Origin of the sequence: Polynucleobacter alcilacus, assembly GCF_018881545.1 — a bacterium.
In the GTDB taxonomy this organism is placed as follows: Bacteria; Pseudomonadota; Gammaproteobacteria; order Burkholderiales; family Burkholderiaceae; genus Polynucleobacter; species Polynucleobacter alcilacus.
This window is the reverse complement of sequence record NZ_JACVQD010000001.1, coordinates 15,998-39,398: the sequence shown is the minus strand read 5'-3', so window position 1 is coordinate 39,398 and position 23,401 is coordinate 15,998. Positions and strand designations below refer to the sequence as shown.

Annotated in this window: 26 protein-coding genes and 1 tRNA gene; 12 read left to right on the top strand and 15 right to left on the bottom strand. The window is 45.9% G+C overall.

All coding sequences use genetic code 11. The annotated features are described in order from the left end of the window. Nucleotides 1-12 precede the first annotated feature (12 nt). The 4 genes from murI to ICN45_RS00195 are packed head-to-tail and all read left to right on the top strand — an operon-like array spanning nucleotide 13 to nucleotide 2,619. A complete protein-coding gene (gene murI, locus ICN45_RS00210) occupies nucleotides 13-819 on the top strand; it encodes a glutamate racemase (protein WP_216171896.1) in 807 nt (268 codons plus the stop codon). Then, entirely contained in the window at nucleotides 816-1,505 is a 690-nt protein-coding gene (locus ICN45_RS00205; protein ID WP_216171894.1) for an energy transducer TonB, read from the top strand. The genes murI and ICN45_RS00205 overlap by 4 nt, the downstream gene beginning before the upstream one ends. A 5-nt stretch (nucleotides 1,506-1,510) precedes the next feature. After that, the gene (locus ICN45_RS00200; protein WP_216171892.1) at nucleotides 1,511-2,203 is read left to right on the top strand and encodes a MotA/TolQ/ExbB proton channel family protein; all 693 of its coding nucleotides are present in this window, start codon (nucleotides 1,511-1,513) and stop codon (nucleotides 2,201-2,203) included. Between the two features lie 2 nt (nucleotides 2,204-2,205). Then, complete coding sequence (locus ICN45_RS00195) at nucleotides 2,206-2,619, top strand: ExbD/TolR family protein (RefSeq protein WP_216171890.1); 414 nt, start codon at nucleotides 2,206-2,208, stop codon at nucleotides 2,617-2,619. 3 nt (nucleotides 2,620-2,622) lie between these two features. Here ICN45_RS00195 and ICN45_RS00190 read toward each other — a convergent pair whose 3' ends face one another. Together ICN45_RS00190 and ICN45_RS00185 are read right to left on the bottom strand one after the other, a co-directional pair. Next, on the bottom strand, nucleotides 2,623-2,967 hold the full coding sequence (locus tag ICN45_RS00190; protein ID WP_255531025.1) for a hypothetical protein: 345 nt from the start codon (nucleotides 2,965-2,967) through the stop codon (nucleotides 2,623-2,625). A 145-nt stretch (nucleotides 2,968-3,112) separates the two neighbouring features. Beyond that, nucleotides 3,113-3,199: transfer RNA gene (locus tag ICN45_RS00185), tRNA-Leu, on the bottom strand. Between the two features lie 195 nt (nucleotides 3,200-3,394). Between ICN45_RS00185 and ICN45_RS00180 the strand changes: the two genes are divergently transcribed. The 4 genes from ICN45_RS00180 to purU all read left to right on the top strand — a co-directional run bounded on the left by ICN45_RS00180 (nucleotide 3,395) and on the right by purU (nucleotide 7,655). After that, on the top strand, nucleotides 3,395-5,854 hold the full coding sequence (locus tag ICN45_RS00180) for a penicillin acylase family protein (RefSeq protein ID WP_216171888.1): 2,460 nt from the start codon (nucleotides 3,395-3,397) through the stop codon (nucleotides 5,852-5,854). An 85-nt stretch (nucleotides 5,855-5,939) separates the two neighbouring features. Next, nucleotides 5,940-6,353: a surface-adhesin E family protein gene (locus ICN45_RS00175; RefSeq protein WP_216171886.1), complete on the top strand. Its 414-nt coding sequence runs from the start codon at nucleotides 5,940-5,942 to the stop codon at nucleotides 6,351-6,353. Between the two features lie 55 nt (nucleotides 6,354-6,408). Next, entirely contained in the window at nucleotides 6,409-6,729 is a 321-nt protein-coding gene (locus ICN45_RS00170; RefSeq protein ID WP_216171884.1) for a hypothetical protein, read from the top strand. Between the two features lie 71 nt (nucleotides 6,730-6,800). Beyond that, nucleotides 6,801-7,655, top strand: coding sequence for a formyltetrahydrofolate deformylase (gene purU, locus ICN45_RS00165; RefSeq protein WP_216171882.1), 855 nt, complete (start codon nucleotides 6,801-6,803; stop codon nucleotides 7,653-7,655). Between the two features lie 10 nt (nucleotides 7,656-7,665). On the opposite strand, the gene soxA is transcribed toward purU, so the two are convergent. From soxA to ICN45_RS00135, 6 genes are read right to left on the bottom strand one after another with little or no spacing between them, the layout of a single operon-like run. Then, entirely contained in the window at nucleotides 7,666-8,406 is a 741-nt protein-coding gene (soxA, locus tag ICN45_RS00160; protein ID WP_255531024.1) for a sulfur oxidation c-type cytochrome SoxA, read from the bottom strand. A gap of 41 nt (nucleotides 8,407-8,447) precedes the next feature. Continuing rightward, nucleotides 8,448-8,777, bottom strand: coding sequence for a thiosulfate oxidation carrier complex protein SoxZ (locus ICN45_RS00155; RefSeq protein ID WP_216171880.1), 330 nt, complete (start codon nucleotides 8,775-8,777; stop codon nucleotides 8,448-8,450). Further along, entirely contained in the window at nucleotides 8,774-9,262 is a 489-nt protein-coding gene (locus tag ICN45_RS00150) for a SoxY-related AACIE arm protein (protein ID WP_255531023.1), read from the bottom strand. Before ICN45_RS00150 ends, ICN45_RS00155 begins: the two co-directional genes overlap by 4 nt. Further along, the gene (gene soxX / locus ICN45_RS00145) at nucleotides 9,259-9,699 is read right to left on the bottom strand and encodes a sulfur oxidation c-type cytochrome SoxX (RefSeq protein ID WP_255531022.1); all 441 of its coding nucleotides are present in this window, start codon (nucleotides 9,697-9,699) and stop codon (nucleotides 9,259-9,261) included. Before soxX ends, ICN45_RS00150 begins: the two co-directional genes overlap by 4 nt. Nucleotides 9,700-9,729: 30 nt before the next feature. Beyond that, nucleotides 9,730-11,958 (bottom strand): xanthine dehydrogenase family protein molybdopterin-binding subunit, encoded by a 2,229-nt coding sequence (locus ICN45_RS00140; protein WP_216171878.1) that lies wholly within the window; start codon nucleotides 11,956-11,958, stop codon nucleotides 9,730-9,732. Between the two features lie 10 nt (nucleotides 11,959-11,968). Beyond that, a complete protein-coding gene (locus tag ICN45_RS00135; RefSeq protein ID WP_216171876.1) occupies nucleotides 11,969-12,418 on the bottom strand; it encodes a (2Fe-2S)-binding protein in 450 nt (149 codons plus the stop codon). Between the two features lie 145 nt (nucleotides 12,419-12,563). Between ICN45_RS00135 and ICN45_RS00130 the strand changes: the two genes are divergently transcribed. Both ICN45_RS00130 and ICN45_RS00125 read left to right on the top strand, forming a co-directional pair. Then, on the top strand, nucleotides 12,564-12,914 hold the full coding sequence (locus tag ICN45_RS00130; protein WP_216171875.1) for a CidA/LrgA family protein: 351 nt from the start codon (nucleotides 12,564-12,566) through the stop codon (nucleotides 12,912-12,914). Beyond that, nucleotides 12,907-13,635, top strand: coding sequence for an LrgB family protein (locus ICN45_RS00125; protein WP_216171873.1), 729 nt, complete (start codon nucleotides 12,907-12,909; stop codon nucleotides 13,633-13,635). The genes ICN45_RS00130 and ICN45_RS00125 overlap by 8 nt, the downstream gene beginning before the upstream one ends. Nucleotides 13,636-13,650: 15 nt before the next feature. On the opposite strand, the gene ICN45_RS00120 is transcribed toward ICN45_RS00125, so the two are convergent. From ICN45_RS00120 to aptA, 3 genes are read right to left on the bottom strand one after another with little or no spacing between them, the layout of a single operon-like run. Then, nucleotides 13,651-14,628 (bottom strand): Bug family tripartite tricarboxylate transporter substrate binding protein, encoded by a 978-nt coding sequence (locus ICN45_RS00120; RefSeq protein ID WP_216171872.1) that lies wholly within the window; start codon nucleotides 14,626-14,628, stop codon nucleotides 13,651-13,653. A 9-nt stretch (nucleotides 14,629-14,637) separates the two neighbouring features. Beyond that, nucleotides 14,638-15,513: an isocitrate lyase/PEP mutase family protein gene (locus ICN45_RS00115; protein ID WP_216171870.1), complete on the bottom strand. Its 876-nt coding sequence runs from the start codon at nucleotides 15,511-15,513 to the stop codon at nucleotides 14,638-14,640. 42 nt (nucleotides 15,514-15,555) lie between these two features. After that, complete coding sequence (aptA, locus tag ICN45_RS00110; RefSeq protein ID WP_255531021.1) at nucleotides 15,556-16,872, bottom strand: omega-aminotransferase AptA; 1,317 nt, start codon at nucleotides 16,870-16,872, stop codon at nucleotides 15,556-15,558. Between the two features lie 116 nt (nucleotides 16,873-16,988). On the opposite strand from aptA, the gene ICN45_RS00105 reads away from it, so the two are divergent. After that, nucleotides 16,989-17,969 carry a Bug family tripartite tricarboxylate transporter substrate binding protein gene (locus tag ICN45_RS00105; protein ID WP_216171867.1) on the top strand — a complete coding sequence of 327 codons (981 nt, stop codon included), beginning with the start codon at nucleotides 16,989-16,991 and terminating at the stop codon, nucleotides 17,967-17,969. Between the two features lie 9 nt (nucleotides 17,970-17,978). Continuing rightward, nucleotides 17,979-19,568, top strand: coding sequence for a gamma-glutamyltransferase family protein (locus ICN45_RS00100; RefSeq protein WP_216171866.1), 1,590 nt, complete (start codon nucleotides 17,979-17,981; stop codon nucleotides 19,566-19,568). A 56-nt stretch (nucleotides 19,569-19,624) separates the two neighbouring features. On the opposite strand, the gene ICN45_RS10485 is transcribed toward ICN45_RS00100, so the two are convergent. The 4 genes from ICN45_RS10485 to ICN45_RS00080 all read right to left on the bottom strand — a co-directional run bounded on the left by ICN45_RS10485 (nucleotide 19,625) and on the right by ICN45_RS00080 (nucleotide 23,392). Beyond that, entirely contained in the window at nucleotides 19,625-19,813 is a 189-nt protein-coding gene (locus ICN45_RS10485; RefSeq protein ID WP_369411474.1) for a type II toxin-antitoxin system HicA family toxin, read from the bottom strand. Further along, nucleotides 19,810-20,094: a DUF1902 domain-containing protein gene (locus tag ICN45_RS00090; protein ID WP_216171862.1), complete on the bottom strand. Its 285-nt coding sequence runs from the start codon at nucleotides 20,092-20,094 to the stop codon at nucleotides 19,810-19,812. The genes ICN45_RS10485 and ICN45_RS00090 overlap by 4 nt, the downstream gene beginning before the upstream one ends. A 135-nt stretch (nucleotides 20,095-20,229) precedes the next feature. Next, nucleotides 20,230-21,561, bottom strand: coding sequence for an ATP-dependent DNA helicase (locus tag ICN45_RS10465; RefSeq protein ID WP_216171860.1), 1,332 nt, complete (start codon nucleotides 21,559-21,561; stop codon nucleotides 20,230-20,232). A gap of 85 nt (nucleotides 21,562-21,646) precedes the next feature. Then, on the bottom strand, nucleotides 21,647-23,392 hold the full coding sequence (locus tag ICN45_RS00080; protein ID WP_216171858.1) for an HD domain-containing phosphohydrolase: 1,746 nt from the start codon (nucleotides 23,390-23,392) through the stop codon (nucleotides 21,647-21,649). Nucleotides 23,393-23,401: the final 9 nt, after the last annotated feature.

Sequence of the window (23,401 nt, the reverse complement as noted above, 5' to 3'; positions counted from 1 at the left end):
ATCGCTTTCACATTGGCACTCATTGGGGTTTTTGATTCTGGCGTTGGCGGCTTATCCATTTTGGATGAGGCTCTGCGTCAGCTTCCCCAGCATGACTACATCTATCTTGCCGATTCTGCCAATGCGCCTTATGGTGAAAAGTCCAGCGACTGGATTGCAGGCCGAAGTATGGTCTTGTGTAAGTACTTAGCTAGCAATGGCTGTGATGCGATTGTGATTGCTTGCAATACCGCCACTGCGCAAGCAATTAAACAAATCCGTGCTGAACTGGAAATTCCAATTATTGGCGTTGAGCCCGGAATTAAGCCAGCAGCAATGCAAACCAAAAATGGCATTGTTGGGGTATTGGCGACTGAAGCCACCCTAAAGAGTGATAAGTTCAATGCCCTACTTGCAACCCTGCCTGAAAATTGTCACGTCATTAAACAATCTGGCGCAGGTCTGGTGCCCTTAATTGAAGCTGGCAAAGCAGATAGCGCAGAGGCTTTAGACTTACTAGGTCAGCATCTAGCGCCGATCCTGGATGCCGGTGCCGATACCTTGGTGCTGGGTTGTACCCACTACCCCTTTTTAAGAAAAGCCATTCGCAAGCTATTAGGTGACTCTATTACCTTAGTTGACACCAGCGAAGCCGTAGTCAAGCAACTGCAGCGTCAAATAGAAAACCGAGATCAAGACTTGCAATCTCAAGGTCGCGGTACAGTAATATTCATCAGCAGCAAAAACGAATCCTTACTTCTGGGAATGGCAAAAGATTTGATGTTCAGTGACCTGCAATCCCATTTCATTAGCTCAAAACGCTTAGGCGAAATTGCATGAGCACCTTACTGCAAAAAATAGATTTGCACATGCCGTTCACTAAATCAGAACGAATCATTATTTGCATTGTTCTGGTATTGCATATATTGCCTGCTTTAGACTTTTTGCACTGGACTTCACCATCCACTAAAACAGATGATGAGCGGGTTGCCGTCAACTTAGTTAGTCCTGAGCCCGCTCAGAAGAGTCAGCAAGCTCCAGCCGCAACTCCACCAAAGCCGAAGGAAGAGCCTAAGAAACCGGTTGAGGAAAAGCCTTTACCAAAGCCTGTTTCTCCCCAGACTCCAGCCCAACAACCTACACCACCCCAAAAGCAATCTGAGGCTAAGAGTGAATCTCAGCCACAAAATGCTGCTGTAGCCCCTTCTTCTGCAGGGGGCACTAGTGGTACGCCGATTCAGACTGATATTGGTAAACTCGTTGTGGTCTATCAACCCGATGCTGATGCCTACTATCCCTCATTCTCAAAGAGATCGGGTGAGCAAGGTGCAGTGGTAGTGCGTTTAATTATTGATGAAACCGGGAGTGTCGAAGATATCGCTTTATTACAATCAAGTACCTTCCCAAGACTTGATCGTGCAGCAAGTGAAATTGGAAGGCGCTATCGCTTCCAACCTTTTTTAGTAAATGGAACACCCCAAAGAATTTCTACCAACCTTTTAATCAAATTTAACCTCAAGAACTAATCATTATGAATACACCATTTGGCATAGCAAATCTTTGGATCGAAGGCGATTTCATTACCCGCTTTGTAGCACTTGCACTTCTGACCTGCTCAATCATTACTTGGGTGATTTTGCTAACCCGCTTCTGGGACTTACGCAATCTGCGCAAACTTAAACCAGAACTCGATGTGTTCTGGCGCGCCACTTCTTACGAACAAGGCTTGCATGCTTTTACCCATCAAGCAAATAATCCTTACTATCACATTGCTAAATCGGCAGCGGGCGCATCAACCCATCACCAAAGCCAATCGGCCAATCATCGCGAACTGTTACAAACACTCAATTACTCTGAGTGGATGGCTCGCAGTCTGAAGAATAGTGTCGATGCTATTGCCGCAGGTTTACAAAAAGGACTGACTTTCTTGGGCTCTACTGGTGCCGTCGCACCGTTTATTGGCTTGTTTGGTACCGTATGGGGTATTTACCATGCCTTGATCTCGATTAGTAGCTCTGGTAGTGCTCATATTGACCAAGTCGCTGGCCCAATTGGTGAAGCACTCATCATGACGGCTTTAGGACTAGCAGTTGCGATCCCTGCAGTACTCGGATTTAACGCCATCAACCGTGCAAATAAATTACTGGTAGCCGACCTGAATCGCTTTGGTAACGACTTGCTAGCGTACTTTGTTACTGGTGCACGCGTGGACTCCGGAGAATAAGTATGTCTTTTCATATTAAAGAAGACCAGAGTGATGACGCCATCATGGCAGAAATCAATATGACGCCGATGGTTGACGTCATGTTGGTGTTGTTGATTATTTTCATCATCACCCTTCCAGTGATCCAGCAAGCAGTCAAAGTTGAACTTCCAAAGGCGAATAGCGTGCGCAATGAAGTCAAACCCGAATCAGTACAGGTATCGATTGATGCTAAAGGCCAAATCTTTTGGAATAGCACCGCAATTGATTTAAAGACCTTTGATGGCTATGCAGAAAAAGCTGCTGGAAAAGATCCACAACCGGAAATTAATTTACGCGCGGATAAGTCTGTCAAATATGAATATGTAGCGCAAGTATTAGCAGCATCGCGCCGCGCGGGCCTAACTAAACTTGGATTTGTAACAGAGCCAGACTAAATCCTATTGAGGTTTAAAAGGGATTTTGGCGGGTAAGCAGATTTCTTCACTGACGTGAGTGCCATTTCCTAGAGATGCGCCGAGAATACCGCCTTGGATTTTTTCTACTTTTTTGAGTTTGCCAGTAACTGGATCAAGCGTAATTTGCGTTGAAACAGTGCCGGCGGAATAAGAAGTACCCATGAGTTCCTCAGGCGGGAAACTGGCTTCTAGCACAATGAAAATATTTGGGCGGGCAAGAGTGACACTCTTCACAACTTGCGTTCCAAAGGCATCGGACTGATCCAAATCCCGATCATCCAAAAATACTTTTGCCTTTTGAGTCTTTGAGGCAAGCGTAATTTTCATTCCATACTCTTCAACAAAATCCTTTTCTGTTCTTTTGCAATCAAAGAAAATGGATTGCCCCATCACAGAAGTAGTTGAGCAAAGCAATAAGGGGATTATTAGATAGAGTCTTCTCAAAATCTTCATGAGGAAAAGCTTACATTATTGGTGCGAGTGGAGGGACTTGAACCCTCAATCCCTTACGGGCGCAAGATTTTAAGTCTTGTGCGTATACCGATTCCGCCACACTCGCTCTTGCTTTTGCAGAGTTAAATAAATTTAAATCTACTTTGTCTACCGATTTCGCCACTGGGGCTCGCACTAGCAATAAAGCTGCGCTAAATAAATCAAGACAGACGAAATTTTAGCACGCGAGCCCAGAAAGACTCGGGAAGCGCTAACTGCCCAGAGCTAGGGCTCAATTCAGCAAAACCACTAAACTACCCTCATGAAATCCCCTCGTAATCAGACTGTTCTTGGTCAGTTTTTGCGCCTCCTCTTTTGGGTAGGTGGCTTAGCCTGCGTGATCTGTCTGCTTGCCACTATTGCCTATCTCTATTCAGCTAAAACCAGTCCTTCCGGTAAACGGGTCATCAAAGGTCTGGGGGATTCAGTAGTGATTACTTTTGATGAAGCAGAGATCCCCCATATCAAAGCAAACTCCCCTACTGATGCTGTATTTGCCTTGGGGTATTTACATGCCTCTGAACGTTCATGGCAACTCGAAATGAATCGCCGTTTAGCCAGCGGCCGACTATCTGAAATACTAGGTAACGATACCGTTAGTATTGATCGCTTTATTCGTACGCTTGGTATCAAGCGTGCTGCTGAACGCCAATTTGATCGATACCCTGTAGCAGCCAAACGAATGCTTCAAGCCTATGCTGATGGGGTGAATGCTGGCAATGCGCATTTAGCTTGGGCGCTTCCCGTCGAATACTTTTTAACGGGATCAAAACCAGGTCACTGGTCTCCAACGGATAGTGTTGCTTGGATGTTAATGATGGCCTACGATTTGGGCGGTAACTGGCAAAAAGAATTACAACGCTTAGAGCTCTCACAATTTCTGAGTACCAAACAAGTCTGGGAGATTACCCCTCCATACGATGCAGGTGAACCCGTTAGTAATATGGACTTTGCCAAAATCTACCAAGATCTCAAAGTCTTTAATCCCAATGCAGGCCCAGCACAAGACAAGTCCAAGAAACTTCCCTCTACCGAACTGAGCTCGATTGCACTACCGGGCGGTAAAGACGGGATTGGCTCGAATAACTGGGCCTTAAGTGGCAAGCTCACAGCCAGTGGTAAGCCTTTATTGGCAAATGATCCTCATTTAGGTTTATCCGCTCCTGCCATCTGGTACTTTGCCCACCTCAATGCCCCAGGCTTGGATGTGATTGGTGCCACGCTGCCTGGGATCCCTGCGGTTGTTTTAGGGAGAACCGATACATTAGCGTGGAGTTTCACCAACACGGGTCCTGATGTTCAAGATTTATATATCGAACAAATTGATCCTGCAAATCCGGGTATGTATCGTGGCCCCGATGGTTATCTGCCGTTCAAGGTTCATCAAGAAATCATTGATATCAAGGGCTCACCTTCACTCCATTTTCTGGTCAAGGAAACCAGACATGGTCCAGTCATCTCTGACTCCTATGCCCGCGCTAAGCGCACTATCGACACCAGTCGCTTTGCTTTAGCGCTACGCTGGACTGCCCTAGATCTGGAGAACCAATCTGTTGTCAGCTTGCTGGATATGAATCGTGCCAAAGATCTCAATTCCTTGAAAGAGGCGCTCTATAAAAACTATGCACCCATGCAAAACGTGGTGATGGCAGATATCGAAGGCAATATCGCCTATCAGGCAGCTGGCGTTGCTCCGAAACGCGTATTACATCAGGGCTTATATGGTGTGGCCCCTGCGCTGGGATGGGATAAGCAATTTGATTGGAACGGCTATGTACCCTTTGATCAATTACCCTCTAGCAATAACCCAGAGCAAGGGTGGATCGCCACCGCCAATCAAAAGATCATTGCAGTCAACGACCCAAATCCCTTAACAGGAGATTGGGAAATGCCAACAAGATATGACCGCATTGTGGAACTCATCAAATCTAGGAATAGCCATGATACGAATGACATGAAAACCATGCAGGCAGATACGCTTTCCTTAGGTGCGACTCCGTTGTTATCTTTATTTAAAGCTAGTCAGTCTAGCCATAAGCTCGCTCCTCAAGCTTTAGAGATCAGCAAGGCATTCGATGGTGATATGAAAGTAGACAGCGCTGGTGCCCTGATTTTTAACGCCTGGGCTGATCAGCTTACACGGAATTTATTCTCGCGCTTAGGCTATTTATTTACTGAAAACTATGGCTCACGTAGTTTTAGAAACTCACTCATTCTTGCACTACAAAATCCCGAGAGCCCTTGGTGTGACAATCTAAAAACGCCTGCTGTGGAATCCTGTAGTGATGCTTCAAATAATGCTTTTGATCAGGCGCTAGACTATCTCAGCAGCCAATACGGCAATGATCCTAAAACATGGGCATGGGGTAAAGCCCATATCGCCATCTCTGAACATCGCCCATTAAGCAAGGTGCCCTTGCTTGGGGAAACTTTCAATATTAAGACGCCTTTTCCGGGGGACGGATTTTCCATCAATGTCGGTAGACCTGAATTGCTCAAATCCAGCAACCCCTACGCAACCATCCAAGCACCTAGTTTGCGCACGATTTATGATTTTTCTGATCTGGAGAAGTCTCTATTCATCTATCAGACAGGACAATCTGGCTGGGTTCAAAGTAAGTTCTATCGGAATATGAACCCGCTATGGGCCAAGAATGAAAATCTACCCTTGCAAATGAAGCCCGAACATACCAAGCGCCAACTCGAATTGGCTATTAAGTAGAACTTCGCGTGGCCGATCCCCAAGACGTATAAAGTATCATCTTGGTATAAATAAGCACTGATTAAACTAATTAGGATCAATACACATGAAAAAATATAACTCCTTTTTTACCTCATCCATTGTGATCGCATTATTATTTTTAACTAATACTGCTTATGCAGAGTGGAAAGAATTAGGCTCAGATGATCTCATAGTGGTTTATGTAGATTTAGATACGATACGAGATAGCGGAGAAAAAGCGCAAATTATGTCGATGCTAGATTTTAAAAAACCTGGTTTAAATCCAACAAACAAACAGGTAGTCAACTCTATTGTTGGTCTAAACGAATATAACTGCCCTGGGATCAGTTACCGTCCAATTGAATATAAAGAATTCTCAGGCAATAAAGGTAGTGGCAATATAGTCTCCGATAACAAGACACCTAATAGCCAATTTGAGCCCGTCGTCAATAAAGATTGGATGGCTGGGGTATTTAATGTTGTATGCCAAAAGAAATAAGCCTCGAATACAATCGCATCTAATAACTGGGTTAATTCTTTTTCTTGTTTTTAGTGTGATTTGCCTGCAAGGCTGTGTTGCACCACTTGCTGCACTAGGAAGCTCTAGTACTGCTGCAGCGAGCGCAGCCGGAACAACAGTGGTCACAGTTGCGGTTGCAAACCCAGTTACCGCTACTAGTCTCGCTTCTACTGCCACTACGGGCAAATCCCCACTAGAGCATGCCACATCTGCTGCTACTAAAAAAGATTGCAGCTTTATTAATGCACTGGTAGCCAAACCGATTTGCGTAGATATCCCCATCCCTACTATTACTGACAATAGCTCACCCCTCTTAGGTCCAGCTGACTTTGTGATACAGCCTGTCAAGCAATAAGGTAGCTAGCCTGACATTTTGTGTAACAGTCTAAAATTAGGGTTCACTAGCAATTATTGAATGAATCCGCCATGACTATCGAAAACTATTACCTCACACTCACCTGCCCCAATAAACCAGGAATCGTTGCAGCGGTCTCTACGTATATTTTTCAGGCTGGTGGTGATATTGAGGAAGCTCAACAGTTTGATGACAAAGATTCGAAACGCTTTTTTATGCGCGTGAGCTTTAGTTGCCCCACCGATGACAATACACTCAGATCTGGATTTCTGGAAATTGCGAAGCGCTTTGAACTTACCTGGGAATTGCGTGCGGTTAAAGATCTAAAAAGAGTACTGATTATGGCTTCCAAGTTAGATCATTGCTTGGTGGACTTAATGTATCGCTGGCGCATTGGTGAGTTGCCCATGATCATCAGTGGCATCGTGTCCAATCACCCTCGCGAGGTTTATGCAAGTATTGATTTTGCAGATATTCCTTTCTATCACCTCCCAGTCACTCCTGAAACGAAGTCTACTCAAGAGGCAAAACTGCTGGAGATCGTTGCTAAATCTAAAGTAGACATGGTGATACTGGCGCGTTACATGCAAATTTTGTCTGATGATTTATCTACCAAGTTATCAGGTCGCTGTATTAATGTGCATCACTCATTTTTGCCCAGCTTTAAAGGTGCCAAGCCCTATCATCAAGCCCATGCGCGCGGGATTAAATTGATTGGTGCTACCGCCCACTTTGTCACTAGTGACTTAGATGAAGGTCCCATCATTGAACAGGACGTTACGCGTGTTACCCACGGTGATACCCCTGAAGACTTGGTGCGCAAAGGCCGGGACTTGGAGCGTACTGTTCTATCGAGGGCGCTGCGCTACTACTTGCATGACCGTGTGTTGATTAATGGTGCTACTTCCGTAGTCTTTTCAGACTAAGAGAGTCTAGTTAAGGCCTGACCCCAGGGGCCTCTATGGGCAGGCCATTCGCGCGCCACATCAGAAAGAGTTCTAGTTGCGCCATCTCTGGCGAGCCATACGCAAACTGCTCGGCCCTAACGCCACTCATGCAATTACGTAGACGGCGCTGTAAAGATCCCAAGGTCTGCCATTCCAGACGATAGATCGGATAAGCATTGGGATGTCCTTGAGGTATCAAGCTACCCCCGAGCTTGAGTCCCGCCCGCTCTTCATGACACTGAGCACAAGATAAATTGAGCTGACCCATTCTTTCATTAAACCAACGGCTTCCTTTTTGGAGATCGGTTTTATTGATCGCAGTTTCTTTTATGGCAATAGGCATTCCTTTGGATTGATTGGCTACAAATACCGTTAGGGAGAGGAGCTCTTTATTCTCATAGGAAAGTGCTGGGGCACCTTGTGCTGCAACTCGACATTGATTAATTTGACCTTCAAGAGTTTGTAGCTTCCCTTTAATCACCTTAGGAAACTGCGTTGCAACACCCCGCATAGATTTTTTAGCATCGCCGTGACAGCTAGAACAAGCAACTTGCTTCTCGCCTGACTTGGCATTCCACAGACTCTCGCCCTCGCTAACCCAAAACATAGCAGGATTGAGGCTAGGGTCATCTTGCATCGCCTTATTTTCAGAAGACATTAATTCATAACTAGACTGTTTTTGTTGCACAGCAAGAGCTGGTGCGGCAAGAGCGTTTAAGGATGCGCTCAATAGAAAGCAGCTTGCCAGAAAGAATGAATAAATCCGCAGTTTCACGAAACAGTAATGCGCGCCTGATTAATCGCCTCGTAACCATCATCACCCACCCACTTAAATTCCAGAGTGCCTGTTTCAGTGGCGATAGTAGTGAAGATGACTAAAGGATTAGCGCCAATGCCGGAGAAGAAATCGGCTTTGAATATCTCCACATTGTTATAGGAGCAAGTAAAGACCTGAATAATTTCTCTAGGAATTAATTTTCCTGATTCTGTATAACGAAATCCTGACTCCATATCATGCTGCGCAATTGCGCGGATTTCAATAATGGCGCCTTTCTTTGCCGAAGTAGGCATGGTGATAGAGGTGCGTGAGGTTTTACTCATACCATCTCCGTGCAGGCAGAAAGTGTTACGAGTGTTTCGGCAGAGCCGCGCCAAAAACTCCCATCACTCATTTGTGCAATCGCCCAGACCCTTTGACTATCAGCTAAACGGACCCGTGTAGTGAGATTGGCGGTTCCTGAACGAGGGGTGAAATAAGCGGCAAAAATATTGGGGTATGGATTACCTTCTGCCACCACATGAATCGCTTTGACATAGTTATTCGCGGTCATCGGACTATCCACACTCACATTCAGAACCACCAAATTACCATTCTCCACCAGCGGGGGAATCACTAAGGTAACGCGCCCATCATTGATGGTTGCACCGCCCGTAATTGTTTTGAGCGCCTCTTCTGCATCTTCCTTCTTCGCAAATACTAAAGAGGGAGCAAACCATGAGCCTAAGGCAATGAAACCCAGCTTTTGGATTCTTTTGAGCCAGTCACGGCGCGGCATTTTTGGAGAGTAATTGATATTCATCTTCATTTGGAATTTTGGGTATTAAGACTGACTAGGAAAGCAACAACATCCTCAATCTCTTGGCCATTTAAAATAGTTTGTCCTGCAAATTTTGTAGCAACCCGATTGAGGTGTCCAGTTTTGTAATACGCCGGCATGATGGTATTTGAATTAAAGCGACTTGCTTCAACCATGCGCGCTCTTAATTGTGGCGCGCTGAGTGGTGCACTACTAACGGTCAGTTCCGGGGCTAAATTACCCTGAAAGCGTTCTTCTGGAAAAGGTCCGCTGTGGCACAACAAGCACAAACCAGTTTGACGGCTGGCAACGATTGCACGACCCCTCGTCGCATCTCCTGGCAGAGAAGACAGGGATTCGAAAATCGAATCCCCCACCACTGTTTGTGCCTGCACCGAACTGAGCTTGAGGAAGACTAGCAACAGCGCTACTAGTACATACCTCATTCTCATCCTGGCCATTTCACTTTGAACTTCTTAAACCAGCTTGATGCCGCTATTTTTCAAAGGCACATTACGCAAACGTTTTCCAGTAGCACGATAGAACGCGTTTAAAACAGCTGGCGCTGCTACCGCGATCGTTGGCTCACCTACACCGCCCCAGTCTTTACCGCCACCTTGAATGATGATGGTTTCAACAGGCGGCATTTGATAGAGGCGAATAGAGCCGAAAGTATCAAAGTTCTTTTGGACCACTGCACCCTTCTCGATCGTAATCTCTTCCTCGAAAAGCGCTGATAGCCCATACACAAATGAACCAGATACTTGACGCGCAACTTGCGCTGGATTAACAACATACCCAGGATCAGTAGCGGCAACAAAGCGATGAATTTTCACTTCATTACCATTTGTTACTGAGAGCTCACACGCTGCTGCCACATAACTGCCGAAGGAACGCATTTGTGCCACGCCACGGAATACACCTAGCGCTGCAGGTTTAGTCCAACCAATGCCATCCGCTACCGCATTTAGAACGGCGACTGCACGGGGATGCTTGCCCATATGTTTACGTCGAAACTCAACCGCGTCCATATTGGTGGCTTCTGCCATCTCATCCATGAAGGTTTCAATGAAGATTGCATTTTGATTGACGTTCACACCTCGCCAAAAACCAGGAGGTACATGGGTATTACGCATGGCGTGATCAACAGTGATATTAGGGAAGTCGTATGTGAAACCGTGCTCGCCACTATCCTCAAGCCCCTGAAAGGTAACTGGATCTTTACCTTTATTCGCCGCCACAATGGCTGGCCGTACCGCTGCTAAGATTGATTGGCCAGACAAGCGCATATTGATGCCAGTCACATTATTTTTGCCGTCAATCGCTGCAGTCAACTTACACATCATCACTGGATGGTAACGGCCCTGCGTCATATCTTCTTCGCGAGTCCAAATCAATTTAATGGGGGTGCCTGGCATCTGCTTAGCAATATTGACTGCCTGTGTTGTGAAGTCTTGGAATGCACCCCGACGACCAAAGCCACCACCCAGGTTTACTTTGTAGACATTGCATTTCTCAGAAGGCAAACCTGAAGCTGCGATAACTGCCGCTAAAGAAGCTTCACCGTCTTGAGTTGGAACCCAGGCATCACAAGCATCTGGAGTCCACTTTGCAGTCGCTGTTTGTGGTTCCAGCGTGGCGTGATTTAAGAATGGATAGAAGAAAGTGGATTGCAGTGTCTTAGCAGATCCAGCAATTGCCGTCTTAATATCGCCATTGGTGTTATGCACAAATGAATCCGGATGCTCAAGACCATCTTCCAGCATCTTTTTAATAGAGGCGCTAGATACGTTCACGTTAGCACCGCTATCCCAATTGATATTGACTTGCTCCATGGCCATTTTGGCTTGCCAAAAAGTGTCTGCGACTACTGCTACCGCTGTGTCGCCGACTTGCACGACTTTCTTAACACCCTTCATGCTCTGCGCTTTAGCAGCGTCATAGCTCTTTACTTTGCCGCCAAAGACTGGAGACTCTTTAATGGTCGCTACTAACATACCGGGGAACTTTAAATCAATGGCATAGACTTGTTTTCCAGTAACTTTGTCAGCAACGCCATCAATACGATTAAGGGATTTACCAATGATCTGCCAGTCTTTTGGATCCTTTAAAGGTACCTCTTTTGGTACCTCTAATTTAGATGCAGCAATAGATACCTTACCAAATGTGGTCTTGCGTCCTGAGGGCGTATGGGTAATGACACTATTTTTAGCGACGCATTCAGATGCAGGGACATTCCATTGATTGGCGGCTGCCTGCACCAACATGATGCGAGCAGCTGCGCCGCCCTTGCGCACATATTGCTCGGAGGTTCTGATGCCACGACTTCCGCCAGTGGAGTAGCTACCCCAGACGTTCTTCCGCTTTAGGCTTTCTGCAGGCGATGGATAGTCATAGGAGACCTTCTTCCAATCACACTCCAGCTCTTCGGCAACCATTTGCGCCAAGCCAGTGATGGTGCCCTGACCCATTTCTGAGCGAACGACCCGCACAATCACATCATCATTGGGTTTTACAACAACCCATACTCCAATTTCAGGTAAATCTAATGGCGTCATTGCGGTGGTACCAGTACCCATCGCTGCATTCGCAGAGGAGATTAGCGAGAGATCAAAGCCAATTGCCAGACCCGTAGCGATTGCACTGGAGCCAACGATAAAGTGGCGACGCGAAGTACTTGTATTGTTATTTGTATTTGTAGTCATCTGTTTCCCCTTATGCCTTGCTGACAGCATGAATGGCTGCACGTACTTCTTGGAAAGTGCCGCAACGACAAATGTTGGTGACAGCAGCATCAATTTGAGCGTCAGTTGGTTTCGGTGTGTTGCGCAATAAGGCAGTCGTTGCCATTACCATGCCAGATTGGCAATAACCGCACTGAGGCACCTGATTATCAACCCAGGCTTTTTGTACCTTAGAGAGTTGACCGTTCTTCTCTAAACTTTCAATCGTTTCAATTTTTTTACCCACAGCAGCGGATACTGGCAAAGCACAACTGCGCAGAGCTTGACCATCAAACAGGACTGTGCAGGCTCCGCAGACGCCAATGCCGCAACCATATTTAGTACCAGTAAGACCAATTTGCTCACGGATTACCCATAACAAGGGGGTGTCTGGGTCTACATCGACCTTATATTTTTTACCGTTGACATTTAACTCAGCCATGAGTGATCTCCTATCGTTTTTATAATTTAGGAACTCTTTCTTTAAGAATGAGTTTCTGCTTTTTTATACCCTACTTTGAATGTGTCTATCTTAAACAAGAATCTAATTATTGCTATGCAACATAAATTTAAGCTTGTAAGATCGGATGATGATCTCTGGGCTTGTGCAAATCCTCCTGTTCCAAAGTATTGGAGAATTAGTTTCGAAGTTTCTCTTACCCACTTTGCCTGGGCCAGTAATCGGTCTAGTGCTACTAGTCTTGTGGCTGGTATTTCGTAAGGGGGTCAATGCTGAGCTCGCCTTGGTTGCGGATGGCTTTAGCCAATACCTAGGCCTACTCTTTGTTCCAGCAGCTGTAGGGATTGTGTTGTTCCTTCCCCAATTACGGGCTAATGCACTCGCAATTGTTAGCGCGCTTGTCGGCAGTGTCATTCTCACGATTGGTTCAAGTGCTTTGATAGTGCGTTTTTTGAGTCGAAAGGAAGCCCATGACTGAAAAGCACTCGATTGTGGAAATCTGGGTGTATCTATCTGGAAGTCCGCTCTTTGCCCTATTTATTACTTTGGCAGCGTATCAAGTTGGCTTGGCGATTTATAAGCACGCCAAGCAAAATCCTTTAGCCAACCCAGTAGCCATTGCCATTATTTTAGTCGCTACGATCATTCAATTTATTGAGATGCCCTACGCCACCTACTTTGAGGGCGCACAGTTTATTCACTTCTTATTAGGATCGGCAACCGTCTCTCTAGCAATTCCGATTTATCGAGGATTGGCTAGCCTCAAGGGACGATCTATCCCCCTCATTTTTTCATTGGCTACTGGGGGTTTAGTTTCTATTGCCAGTGCTGTTGGGATCGCAAGTCTTCTAGGGGCTGACTCAAGCATCACGGGGGCAATGTATCCCAAATCGGTAACCGCCCCAATTGCAATGGGGATTGCTGAACGAATTGGCGTATCACCGACACTCACTGCCATCTTTGCAGTCAGCACCGGAATTCTGGGGGCCATCCTTGCGCCCTTTGTGCTCAATGCGCTGGGCATGAAAGCCTGGTGGCAAAGAGGATTTGCAATCGGTATCGGCGCCCATGGCATTGGTACCTCAAGAGCTTTCAGCATCCACCCAGAAGCGGGAACCTATGCAAGCCTGGCGATGGGAATGAACGGCGTGATCAGCGCGGTTGCGATCCCCATCATTTACCATTTATGCAATAAGTAAACCCCTGAATTAGTATTACTCAGATTTGATTTGTGCAGCCTTAACAATCGGTGCAAATCGAATTAAGTCACCCTTGATTTGCTCACCAAATTTTTCAGGAGTGCCTGGCGAGGGAGTGATTCCCATGGCTAAAAGCCTAGCCTTACCCTCCGGAGAATTCAAAATCTCATTTAATGCTTGATTTAATTTAGCAATGATAGGCTTGGGTGTTTTTGCTGGTGCTAATAAACCAACCCAATCATCAATCACAAAGTCCTTTACACCACTTTCAATAAAGGTAGGGACATCGGGCATGCTTGGACTTCTTTTTGCACTCGAAACCGCAATCGCCTTAATTCGGCCAGTATTAACATATTGATTAGCACCAGCAACTGCCGTGTAGACCAGCGGAATATTGCCTCCCAGCAAATCAAGCAAGGCTTGGCCGCCCCCTTTATAAGGAATATGAACCAAATTAGCGCCCGTTTTTTGCTTAAATAACTCACCCGCAATATGTGGCGTCCCTCCAGTACCAGATGTTCCATAAGATATGCCGTTGGGATCTTTTTTGGAGAAGGCAATCACATCCGCCAAGGTCTTACCTTGAAAATCATTGTTCGCTACAACAATTAAAATAGCATCGCCAATTTTTCCGATTGGCGCAAAGTCTTTCACACTATCAAAGGGAACCTTATCAAAGAGCGATGGATTAATGGATAAGGTACCTGCATAACCCAATAACAAGGTATACCCATCAGGCTCTGCCGTAGCAACCATCTGAGAACCGATATTTCCGGAGGCTCCCGGTTTGTTATCAGAAATTACTTGTTGACCCAGCTTTAAGGACAACTGCTCAGCGATAAAGCGGCCAGAAGTATCTGTAACACCACCCGGAGTAAAGGGAATAATGAGACGGATTGGTCGATTAGGATAATTTGCTTGCGCGAAGCTCAGCAAGGGGGATAGAGCCAGTATAAAAATAGCTGCCAATGTCAGGTAGCGCTGCAATTTCATAGTGACCTCTTATTTAGTTTCGACAAACCGTTTTTCAAACTCCCAAACATCTTCAAAACCCATCAACTTCGACAGCTCCGTAAAGTCATATAAGTCTGCGGGATTATTAACAGATGAACCAGTATCCTTGAAGTGCTCATATACTTTAGTCATCGCTTGCACAGATGCGAGTAAAGCGGTTACTGGAAAGATGGCGATCTTATAGCCCAATTGCTCTAGTTCTGCTTTAGAAAGTACAGGAGTTCTCCCCTTCTCTACCATATTGGCAATTAATGGATGATCCGGAAAAGTTTGTCCAATACGCTTCATCTCTGCTTCAGTTTCGGGGGACTCAATAAATAAAATATCAGCACCAGCTCGAGCATAGGCTTCACCACGTCGCAGGGCATCATCTAACCCTAAGGTTGTCCTGGCATCGGTTCTTGCAATAATTTTAAAAAGTGGATCAATACGGGATGCAACTGCAACCTCAATCTTTTTCACCATATCCTCCATGGGAATAACTCTACGACCCGGGGTATGCCCACATTTTTTAGGAAATTCCTGATCCTCTAGTTGAATCGCCACTGCACCTGCAGCTTCATATCCTCGAACGGTATGACGCACATTTAATAAACCACCATAGCCAGTATCCCCATCAGCAATTAAAGGGGTCTTCGCCATATTAGCCATAGCGTTTACTCTGCCAACCATCTCGGAATACGTTGCCAAGCCTGCATCCGCTAGACCCAATAAGGAAGCAACTGTGCCATAACCTGTCATGTAGAGTGCATCAAAATTCATGCGATCAGCAAGACGTAATGAAACCATTTCATAAACTCCAGGCGCAACAATTAACCCTGGCTTACTGAGTCGCTCATGGAATAGCATTCTTCGGGTCGTCATATATCTCCTAATTTCTATTTAATTTTTTATTCTATCAATTAGCTAAGCATTGATTTTCATCGCAGCATCCACTGCTTCCCCAAGCACACTGCAGAGGAATTCCACTTCTTCTGGTTTGGAAATAAATGGTGGGCCTACAGCAATACATTCACCCGCAATGCGCACTAACGCACCCCTCTCAATGCATCCCTCCAAGACCTTCATCGCGCGCAGACCAGGTTTACCAGGGATAGGGTCTAAGTCCACTGCTCCTGATAATCCAAAATTACGAATATCCAATATTCCAGATTTACCCTTAAGCGCGTGGAGTGCATTTTCTAAAATGGGTTCGAGTGCTTTAGCGCGATTGATTAAGTCATCTGACTCAAAAATATCCAGTACTGCGTGAGCAGCTGCAGTCGGCATCGGATGCCCTGAATAGGTATAGCCATGGAAGAACTCAATCGCTTGCTCTTGTCCCCCATTGGCAATGATGCTGTCATAAATATCACTCCGCACAATCACGCCACCCAAAGGAATTACTCCGTTAGTAATGGCTTTAGCAAACGTAATCATGTCAGGCAACACACCAAAGCGATCAGCGCCAAAGTTTGCCCCTAAACGGCCAAAGCCGGTGATGACCTCATCAAAAATGAGGAGAATGCCGTGCTTAGTGCAAATCTCCCGAATCTTTTGCAGATAACCTTCTGGCGGAACGATCACGCCAGTAGAGCCTTGGACTGGTTCAAGAATGACAGCAGCAATCGTATTGGCGTCATGCAATGCAACGATCTTTTCTAATTCCTCGGCAAGATGCGCGCCCCAAGTAGGCTGTCCTTTAGAGAAAGCCATTTGCGATAAATTAAGGGTGTGCGGCAAATGATCCACTCCAGGAATCATTAGGCTGGTAAACATTTTGCGATTTGCTACCATGCCACCAACCGAAATACCCCCCATCCCTACGCCGTGATACGCACGCTCACGACCAATCATTCTGGTGCGGGATGCATTGCCCATCACACGGTGATAGCCAATCGCAATCTTTAACGCTGTGTCTACTGCCTCTGATCCTGAGTTGGTAAAAAAGACTTTATCCAAGCCTTTGGGTGCCATCTTTGCCACGCGGTGGGCCAAACGAAAAGTTGCCTCACTTGCCATTTGAAATGCAGGGCAATAATCCATGGTTTCATACTGCTTTGAGATGGCTGCACCAATCCGTGGATCAGCATGCCCCAATGGAGAGCACCAAAGCCCAGAAAGACCATCAAAGAGCTTATGACCTTGATCATCAAAGTAGTAAGCTCCTTTAGCTGACTGCATCATCTTCGGATGTTGATGGAAATAGCGATTAGGAGTGAATGGCAACCAATAGGCTGACATATCAACTCCTTTTGAGCTGTTACTAGAAGTGGTCATCTGATTCTCTATTGATCTATTTATGAACTGCTGACTGAATATCCAATACTATAGTACTCATCAACCACATGGACCTTTAAATGACCTACCTGAAATCCTTACTTCTGAGTATTAGCCTACTTTTAAGCCTGCTTGGTTCCAATCTGGTAATTGCAGACACCGATTGGCCTAAGAAACCCATCGTCGCCATACTCGCTTTTCCTGCTGGCGGCTCAACCGATATCTTTGCCAGAGCGGTGTTGGCACCCCTTGGTGAATTGTTAGGTCAGGCTATCGTGATTGAAAATAAACCGGGTGCCGGTGGCATGATTGGTTTACAAGCTGCAGCCAAAGCTGCCCCCGATGGTTACACCATTCATTTCAGTGCACTGACCAATCAATTAATATCCTCAGCCTTGTTTAACAATCCACCTGCCGATCTGCAGAAGGATTTTGCGCCAGTAGCATTAGTTGGCACTGTTCCCCATCTGATTGTGGTGAACCCCAGCGTACCGGCAAAAAATCTACCCGAGTTGATTGCCTTCATTAAATCCAAAAAGGGAAACTTTAATTACGCTTCACAAGGAAATGGCAGCCTCTCACATTTAGAATCCACCTTATTTATGCAGCGCATTGGCGCAACAGGCACTCACATTCCTTACAAAGGCAGCAGCTTCGCCCTGCCGGATTTAATTGCCGGCAATACCTTGATGATGTTTGATAGCGTGACTGCTTCTTTACCGCATATTCAGAGTGGTAAGTTACGCCCTATTGCGATTGCAGCGGCTGAACGTTCACCCCTCATGCCAAATGTACCTACCTTAGGCCAAGATGGCATGAAACAATTTGATGTTGAAAACTTCTATGCACTCTTTGTGCCAAAAGGAGTATCACCTGCCATCATTGCTAAATTGGAGCGAGAAATCCGCAAGATTCTGACTAATCCCGATTTCAAAGCACGCATGGCAGCACAAGGTATTCATCCGCAGTTTGCAAACTCCGAGAAATTAGCCGAAATTACTGCGAGTGAAGCGAATAAATGGGAGAAGGTAGTAAAGTCAGCCAACATTAAAGTGGATTGATAAATGCCCATGTTGATTTCCCCTCCGTTTGGTGGTGGTCGCGCGCCCGTTCTAGCCAGAAATACTGTCGCTAGTTCCCAACCCCTCGCTACCCAAGCGGGTATTGAAGCCTTGCAGAGTGGCGGCAATGCCGTTGATGCGGCACTCGCAACCGCCATTACCCTCACCGTGGTGGAGCCCACCATGAATGGCTTGGGTGGTGACGGCTTTGCCATTCTGTGGGATGGCAAGAAACTCCATGGCTTAAACGCTTCAGGCCGTGCTCCTGCCGCTTGGACACCAGACTATTTCGCTGGTAAATCAGCGATGGACTTAATCGGCTGGAACACCGTAACAGTACCCGGCATGGTGGCAGGCTGGGTTGAGTTATCACGCAAGTTCGGCAAACTTCCCTTTGCACAATTATTTAAGCGCGCAATTGACTATGCTGAAAATGGCTTCCCTGTTTCTCCAGTGATCGCACGCCAATGGCGTGAAGCGATTCCTATTCTGAAGAATCAACCGGGCTTTGCAGAATCATTTCTAGTGGATGGCAAGTCTCCGCAAGCGGGCCAGATCTGGAAATTTCCTGCGCAAGCAAAAACCCTAAAAGAAATAGCTGCCACTGCAGGCGTCTCTTTTTACAAAGGCCCCCTCGCCCAAAGCATGGTGGACTTTGCACAAGCAACTGGTGGCTGCTTCACCATGCAAGACTTTGCAGATAACACACCGGATTGGGTTGAACCTCTTGCTTTTGATTATGGCAATTACACCCTCCATGAAATCCCTCCCAATGGTTCAGGCATTGCTGCACAAATGGCTTTAGGCATTTTGCAAGCTGCCAATGTCTTGCAATATCCAGCCAATTCTGCGCAACGTATTCATCTACAGATAGAGGCTATGCGCATGGCCTTTGCTGATGCCTATGCTTATGTATCGGATGCACGATCGATGGCAGTGCCAGCGTCTAAGTTATTGGATCGTGAATACTTAGCGAGTCGTGCCGCACTGATTGATCATGCTAAGGCTGCGAGCTATGGTCCTGGCGATCCTCACTCTGGTGGCACAGTCTATCTTTGCGCCGCCGATGCATCGGGCATGATGATTTCGTATATTCAATCCAACTTTAAAGGCTTTGGTTCTGGAGTGGTAGCTCCAGGAGGAATTGCCTTCCAAAACCGTGGCATGGGTTTTAGCCTGGAGAGTGGTCACCCCAATCAAGTTGCCCCAGGTAAACGCCCTTTCCACACCATTCTTCCGGCCTTCCTGACTAAAGACGGAAAACCGACGATGGCCTTCGGTGTTATGGGTGGGAATATGCAACCTCAAGGGCATGTTCAGTTTGTGATGCGCTTTGTTGATGAATATCTCAATCCGCAAGCATGCTCAGATGCACCCCGTTGGCGTATTGATGATTTAGGCAAGCTCACCGTTGAAGCGGCAATGCCAGCCAGTGTTGTTGAAGGCCTCAGAAATATGGGGCATGAAGTGACTGTGATGCCAGCAAATAGTTTAGATTTTGGTAGCGCACAAGCAATTGCCAAGATCAGTGATGAGACTAACTCTGCTTATATCGCTGGCAGCGATCATCGAAGAGATGGATTAGCGGCTGGGTATTAAACATCGAAATTCTGATCGATCAACCCATTGGCATTGTGGTATTTAATAATAGCCACTTAAATTTTCTCAGAAATATTAGCTTGTTTTAATATTGCATTTGCCGTGAATTTAGACTTGCAATTAGATGGGACTGTGACACAAAGAGAACCCTTGCACCAAAACTCATGAGAGCCCTTACCTTGCCTCTCAAATACAAATCCATGATTTTTTAATATAGCAGTAAGCTGCTTATAAAAACCCTTCAAACTAATGCCATTTGTAAACAATCCCTCACTCTTAGTTCGGAATAGATTTTATTGCGGTGTTTACCCTGCAACTGAAATGACATCAAGCCTGAGGCACTAGCCACTACCTCTTTTTCTAGTGCGTCCAAAGTATCTGCTTCTGCTACCAAACCTTTTAAATCAGGACTTGTGGCAACAAAAACCTTAGCCTCTTCATCGAAGAAAGCGTTTACCCGAATCATCATTGGACAACCCAATTGAGCCGCCTGTCTCCACAGTGGTAAACCCACCCTATAGAACATATAGCCTCCTTGTATTGCATTTCATCGGTAAAGTACTGTTATGACTGTATACGGATTATAAATCCAAAATTCAGATATAAAACCCCTTGTCAAATATGGCCTGAATGAGTTATTTGATCACTTGTAAGCCTTAAATCAGCTTGGGGGTAGGCAGTTCAGATAGAAGCGCTTGATTTCTTGATCACAGCTCACATCTCTGGGTTCAATAGGTCTTTGAAGAGAAATACCTTCAATTGTTTTACATCTACTCAGGGCAACATAGACTTGCCCTGATGCAAAGGCGCCAGAAGAAAGATCGACTTTCACCTTATCGAGTGTCTTGCCCTGACTCTTATGGATAGTGACAGCCCAAGCCAGCATTAAAGGGATTTGTACATAAGTACCAATAATGCTGGGGGAAATTTTTCCTGACATCATGTCGTGATCGTAACGATAAGATTCCCACTGATGACCAGTGACTTCAACAGTATTGGAGTACTGTCCATTTTTAACCAGCACTTTTACTTTATCAGCGAGTAATTCTCGTACGACACCAATCGTGCCGTTCACCCAGCGCTTGGGAAAGTTGGGATCTGTTGCAGTAAACATCACCTTGGCGCCCACCTTTAAAGCCAAGTTATTGGCTGAAGGTAAATTGCGTTCATCGATGTTGAACTTACCAGTTGTTTTACCAGAATAGACTTTGACTTCATTCGTAATTGCTCGCAATCCCGCGCCATTGATTTGATCTGCTCGCGCATTCGTGGTGGTGAGCGTAATCGTTTCTTCGTCCACTTCTTGATTGGCGCGATAACACTGGGCATTGAGCGTATCAATGGCCTCATCAACATCTTGGTTAATCCGAATCCGGTTTAAAAGACCAGCAAAATGCTCATCTTTTTGGCGGAAGATCTTAGAAAGCTCAATCATCGTGACATCTTTGCGATGCAATGCCATCGCGCAAAAGAAGTACGGACCTTCATACCCTCTCTCTGATAGCACTTGCATATCGCTACTCGAAACTACTGGCGGCAGCTGAAACAAATCCCCTACAAACAGCACCTGAATACCCCCAAAGGCTTTACCTTTTTGGGGGCCGTTCTCCCGCAGAAATAAATCCATTGCATCTACAACATCAGCACGCACCATGGAAATTTCATCAATGATAAGGAGGCGAATATCTTTATAGAGGCGCTTGTCGCGTAAGGGCTTGATATCTTCCTCAGGAAAAATCAAACGGGGTGGCAATCTGAAGAAGGAATGAATCGTGACCCCCTTCACCTGTAAAGCAGCGACTCCGGTTGGCGCAACGACCACGACATTGCCTGGGATAATATCGCGAAGATAGCCAATGAGCGTTGTTTTGCCGGTGCCGGCTTTGCCACTGACAAAGATATAGGGGTCAAGACGCTCGATAGCGTCAATCACTGCCTGGTAATCAGGGGTAATCTCAATTTCAGAGGATTCAGGGACAGGCGTCAGACTCATGGGCTAGCAAACTATACCTTGAGTTTCAAAACTGAGACGCATTCAATGAACACCGGTTGAATACTGAGACAGTGCATTCAATAGCTTAGGAAGACTTTTTACTGAGATCCTCAATAATGCCCCAGACCAATTTACGCCCATCCACATCAGATAAGATAAAACCACGAATGGAGATGGGGAATCGGGAGCCATCCTTGCGAATATATTCCTTGTAATTGGGTCCGAACGAGCCTACTCGGTTGAGATCCTCCATTTGCTCTTGCTCTTGTTTTTCATACTCTTTAGGAGTGATGTCCCAGAAAGACAAGTTCAGAAACTCTTCTTTGCTGTACTGGGTGTAATGGAGTAATGCTTCATTCACCTCAACAAAGTCACCTGTTGCATGATCTACCATCGCCATGCCAATCGGTGAATGCTTGAATAAAAACTCAAAGCGCTCTTCTGAGTGGCGTAACTTTTGTTCAACTGTATGTGGTGCAGTACGAAAAGATTGGTATTCAACCCCTTCGTCTTTATGGCGCTGTGCGATTTCTTTAAAATGATCTTGCTCTAATACAAATGCCTGAACAATGAGCGGATCAAAATGAGAGCCTTTCTTAGCAACAATCTCGTTTACTGCGTCATCGTGAGTCCATTCCTCTTTATAAACTCGCTTGCTTATTAAGGCGTCATACATGTCCACAATCGACATGATCCGAGCAGGTAAAGAAATGTTAGCCCCTGCTAGACCCCGCGGATATCCGCCACCATCCCACTGCTCATGGTGTTCACCAGCGATTTTGATGGCGACATCAATCACATCATCTTCATGCTCACCGTCATTCGGTAATTGAGACTTTGCAGACTCCAAAACAGTCTCGCCGATTAAAGCGTGGGACTTCATGATGCTCCACTCTTCCTTGCTTAAGGGACCATCCTTATACAAAATGGAATCGGGAATGCCTACCTTACCAATATCGTGCAGTGGTGCAGCACCATGAATGCGGTCGATTGCCCTGTCGCTGAGCTGATCTACATAATCACCCTGCTGGCGCAGACGCCAAGCAATGCGGCGGGCATAGGCTTGCGTACGAACAATGTGAGCACCAGTCTCATTATCTCGAGCTTGCGCTAAAGCATTTAAGCTTGACAGCATAATCAGCTCATTATCAGCCGATTTTCTTTCTTCTTTTCTCCAAACCTTTTCAAGCAGAATATTGCCAATTGCTAAGTAAATGAGCAGGTTGGAACAAACTCCCAATACTCGCAGCATTGCCGTGAAGGGCCCTTCTTGATAAATCGTGCTCGCTGCTGTCGTGGCTGCAATACCCAATGTCAGCCCAACAACACGTAGCACTATGATGCATAAATGCGTAAAGAAGGCAATTTTCAAAATGATAAATTGCTTAGATCTCTCATTCTTGGGGATGAGGTACAACTCAACTAAGGCAGCTAAACTGGTGAGTCCCAGAATAGAGGTCATGAAATACACCCTCGCCTCAAAGGACCCATAGATCCTAAAAATTTCATAAAAAATGAGGAAGACACCATAGGCAATCCAAAAGCCACGGAGTCGTATAGGGAAATTAGAGGAATCCCATGAGCGAATAAATAAGACAATTGCAAGCGCTGAAAAAACTAAACTGGTATTGGCAACAGCTAGGAAAAATATCGGTTGATATCCCGCCAGAAAAAAACCAGCACAAGAAGTCACCATCAACAATAAAGCGATAGGCCAGAAGGAGTAGGCCTTCTGCTCGAATTTAACCTCTTCGTGCGTTAATGTGCCTAGATAAATCACCAGCACAATCAGGCCAAAAGAGAGATAAAAGGCTTTGTTAAATAAATCCATTATTGACTC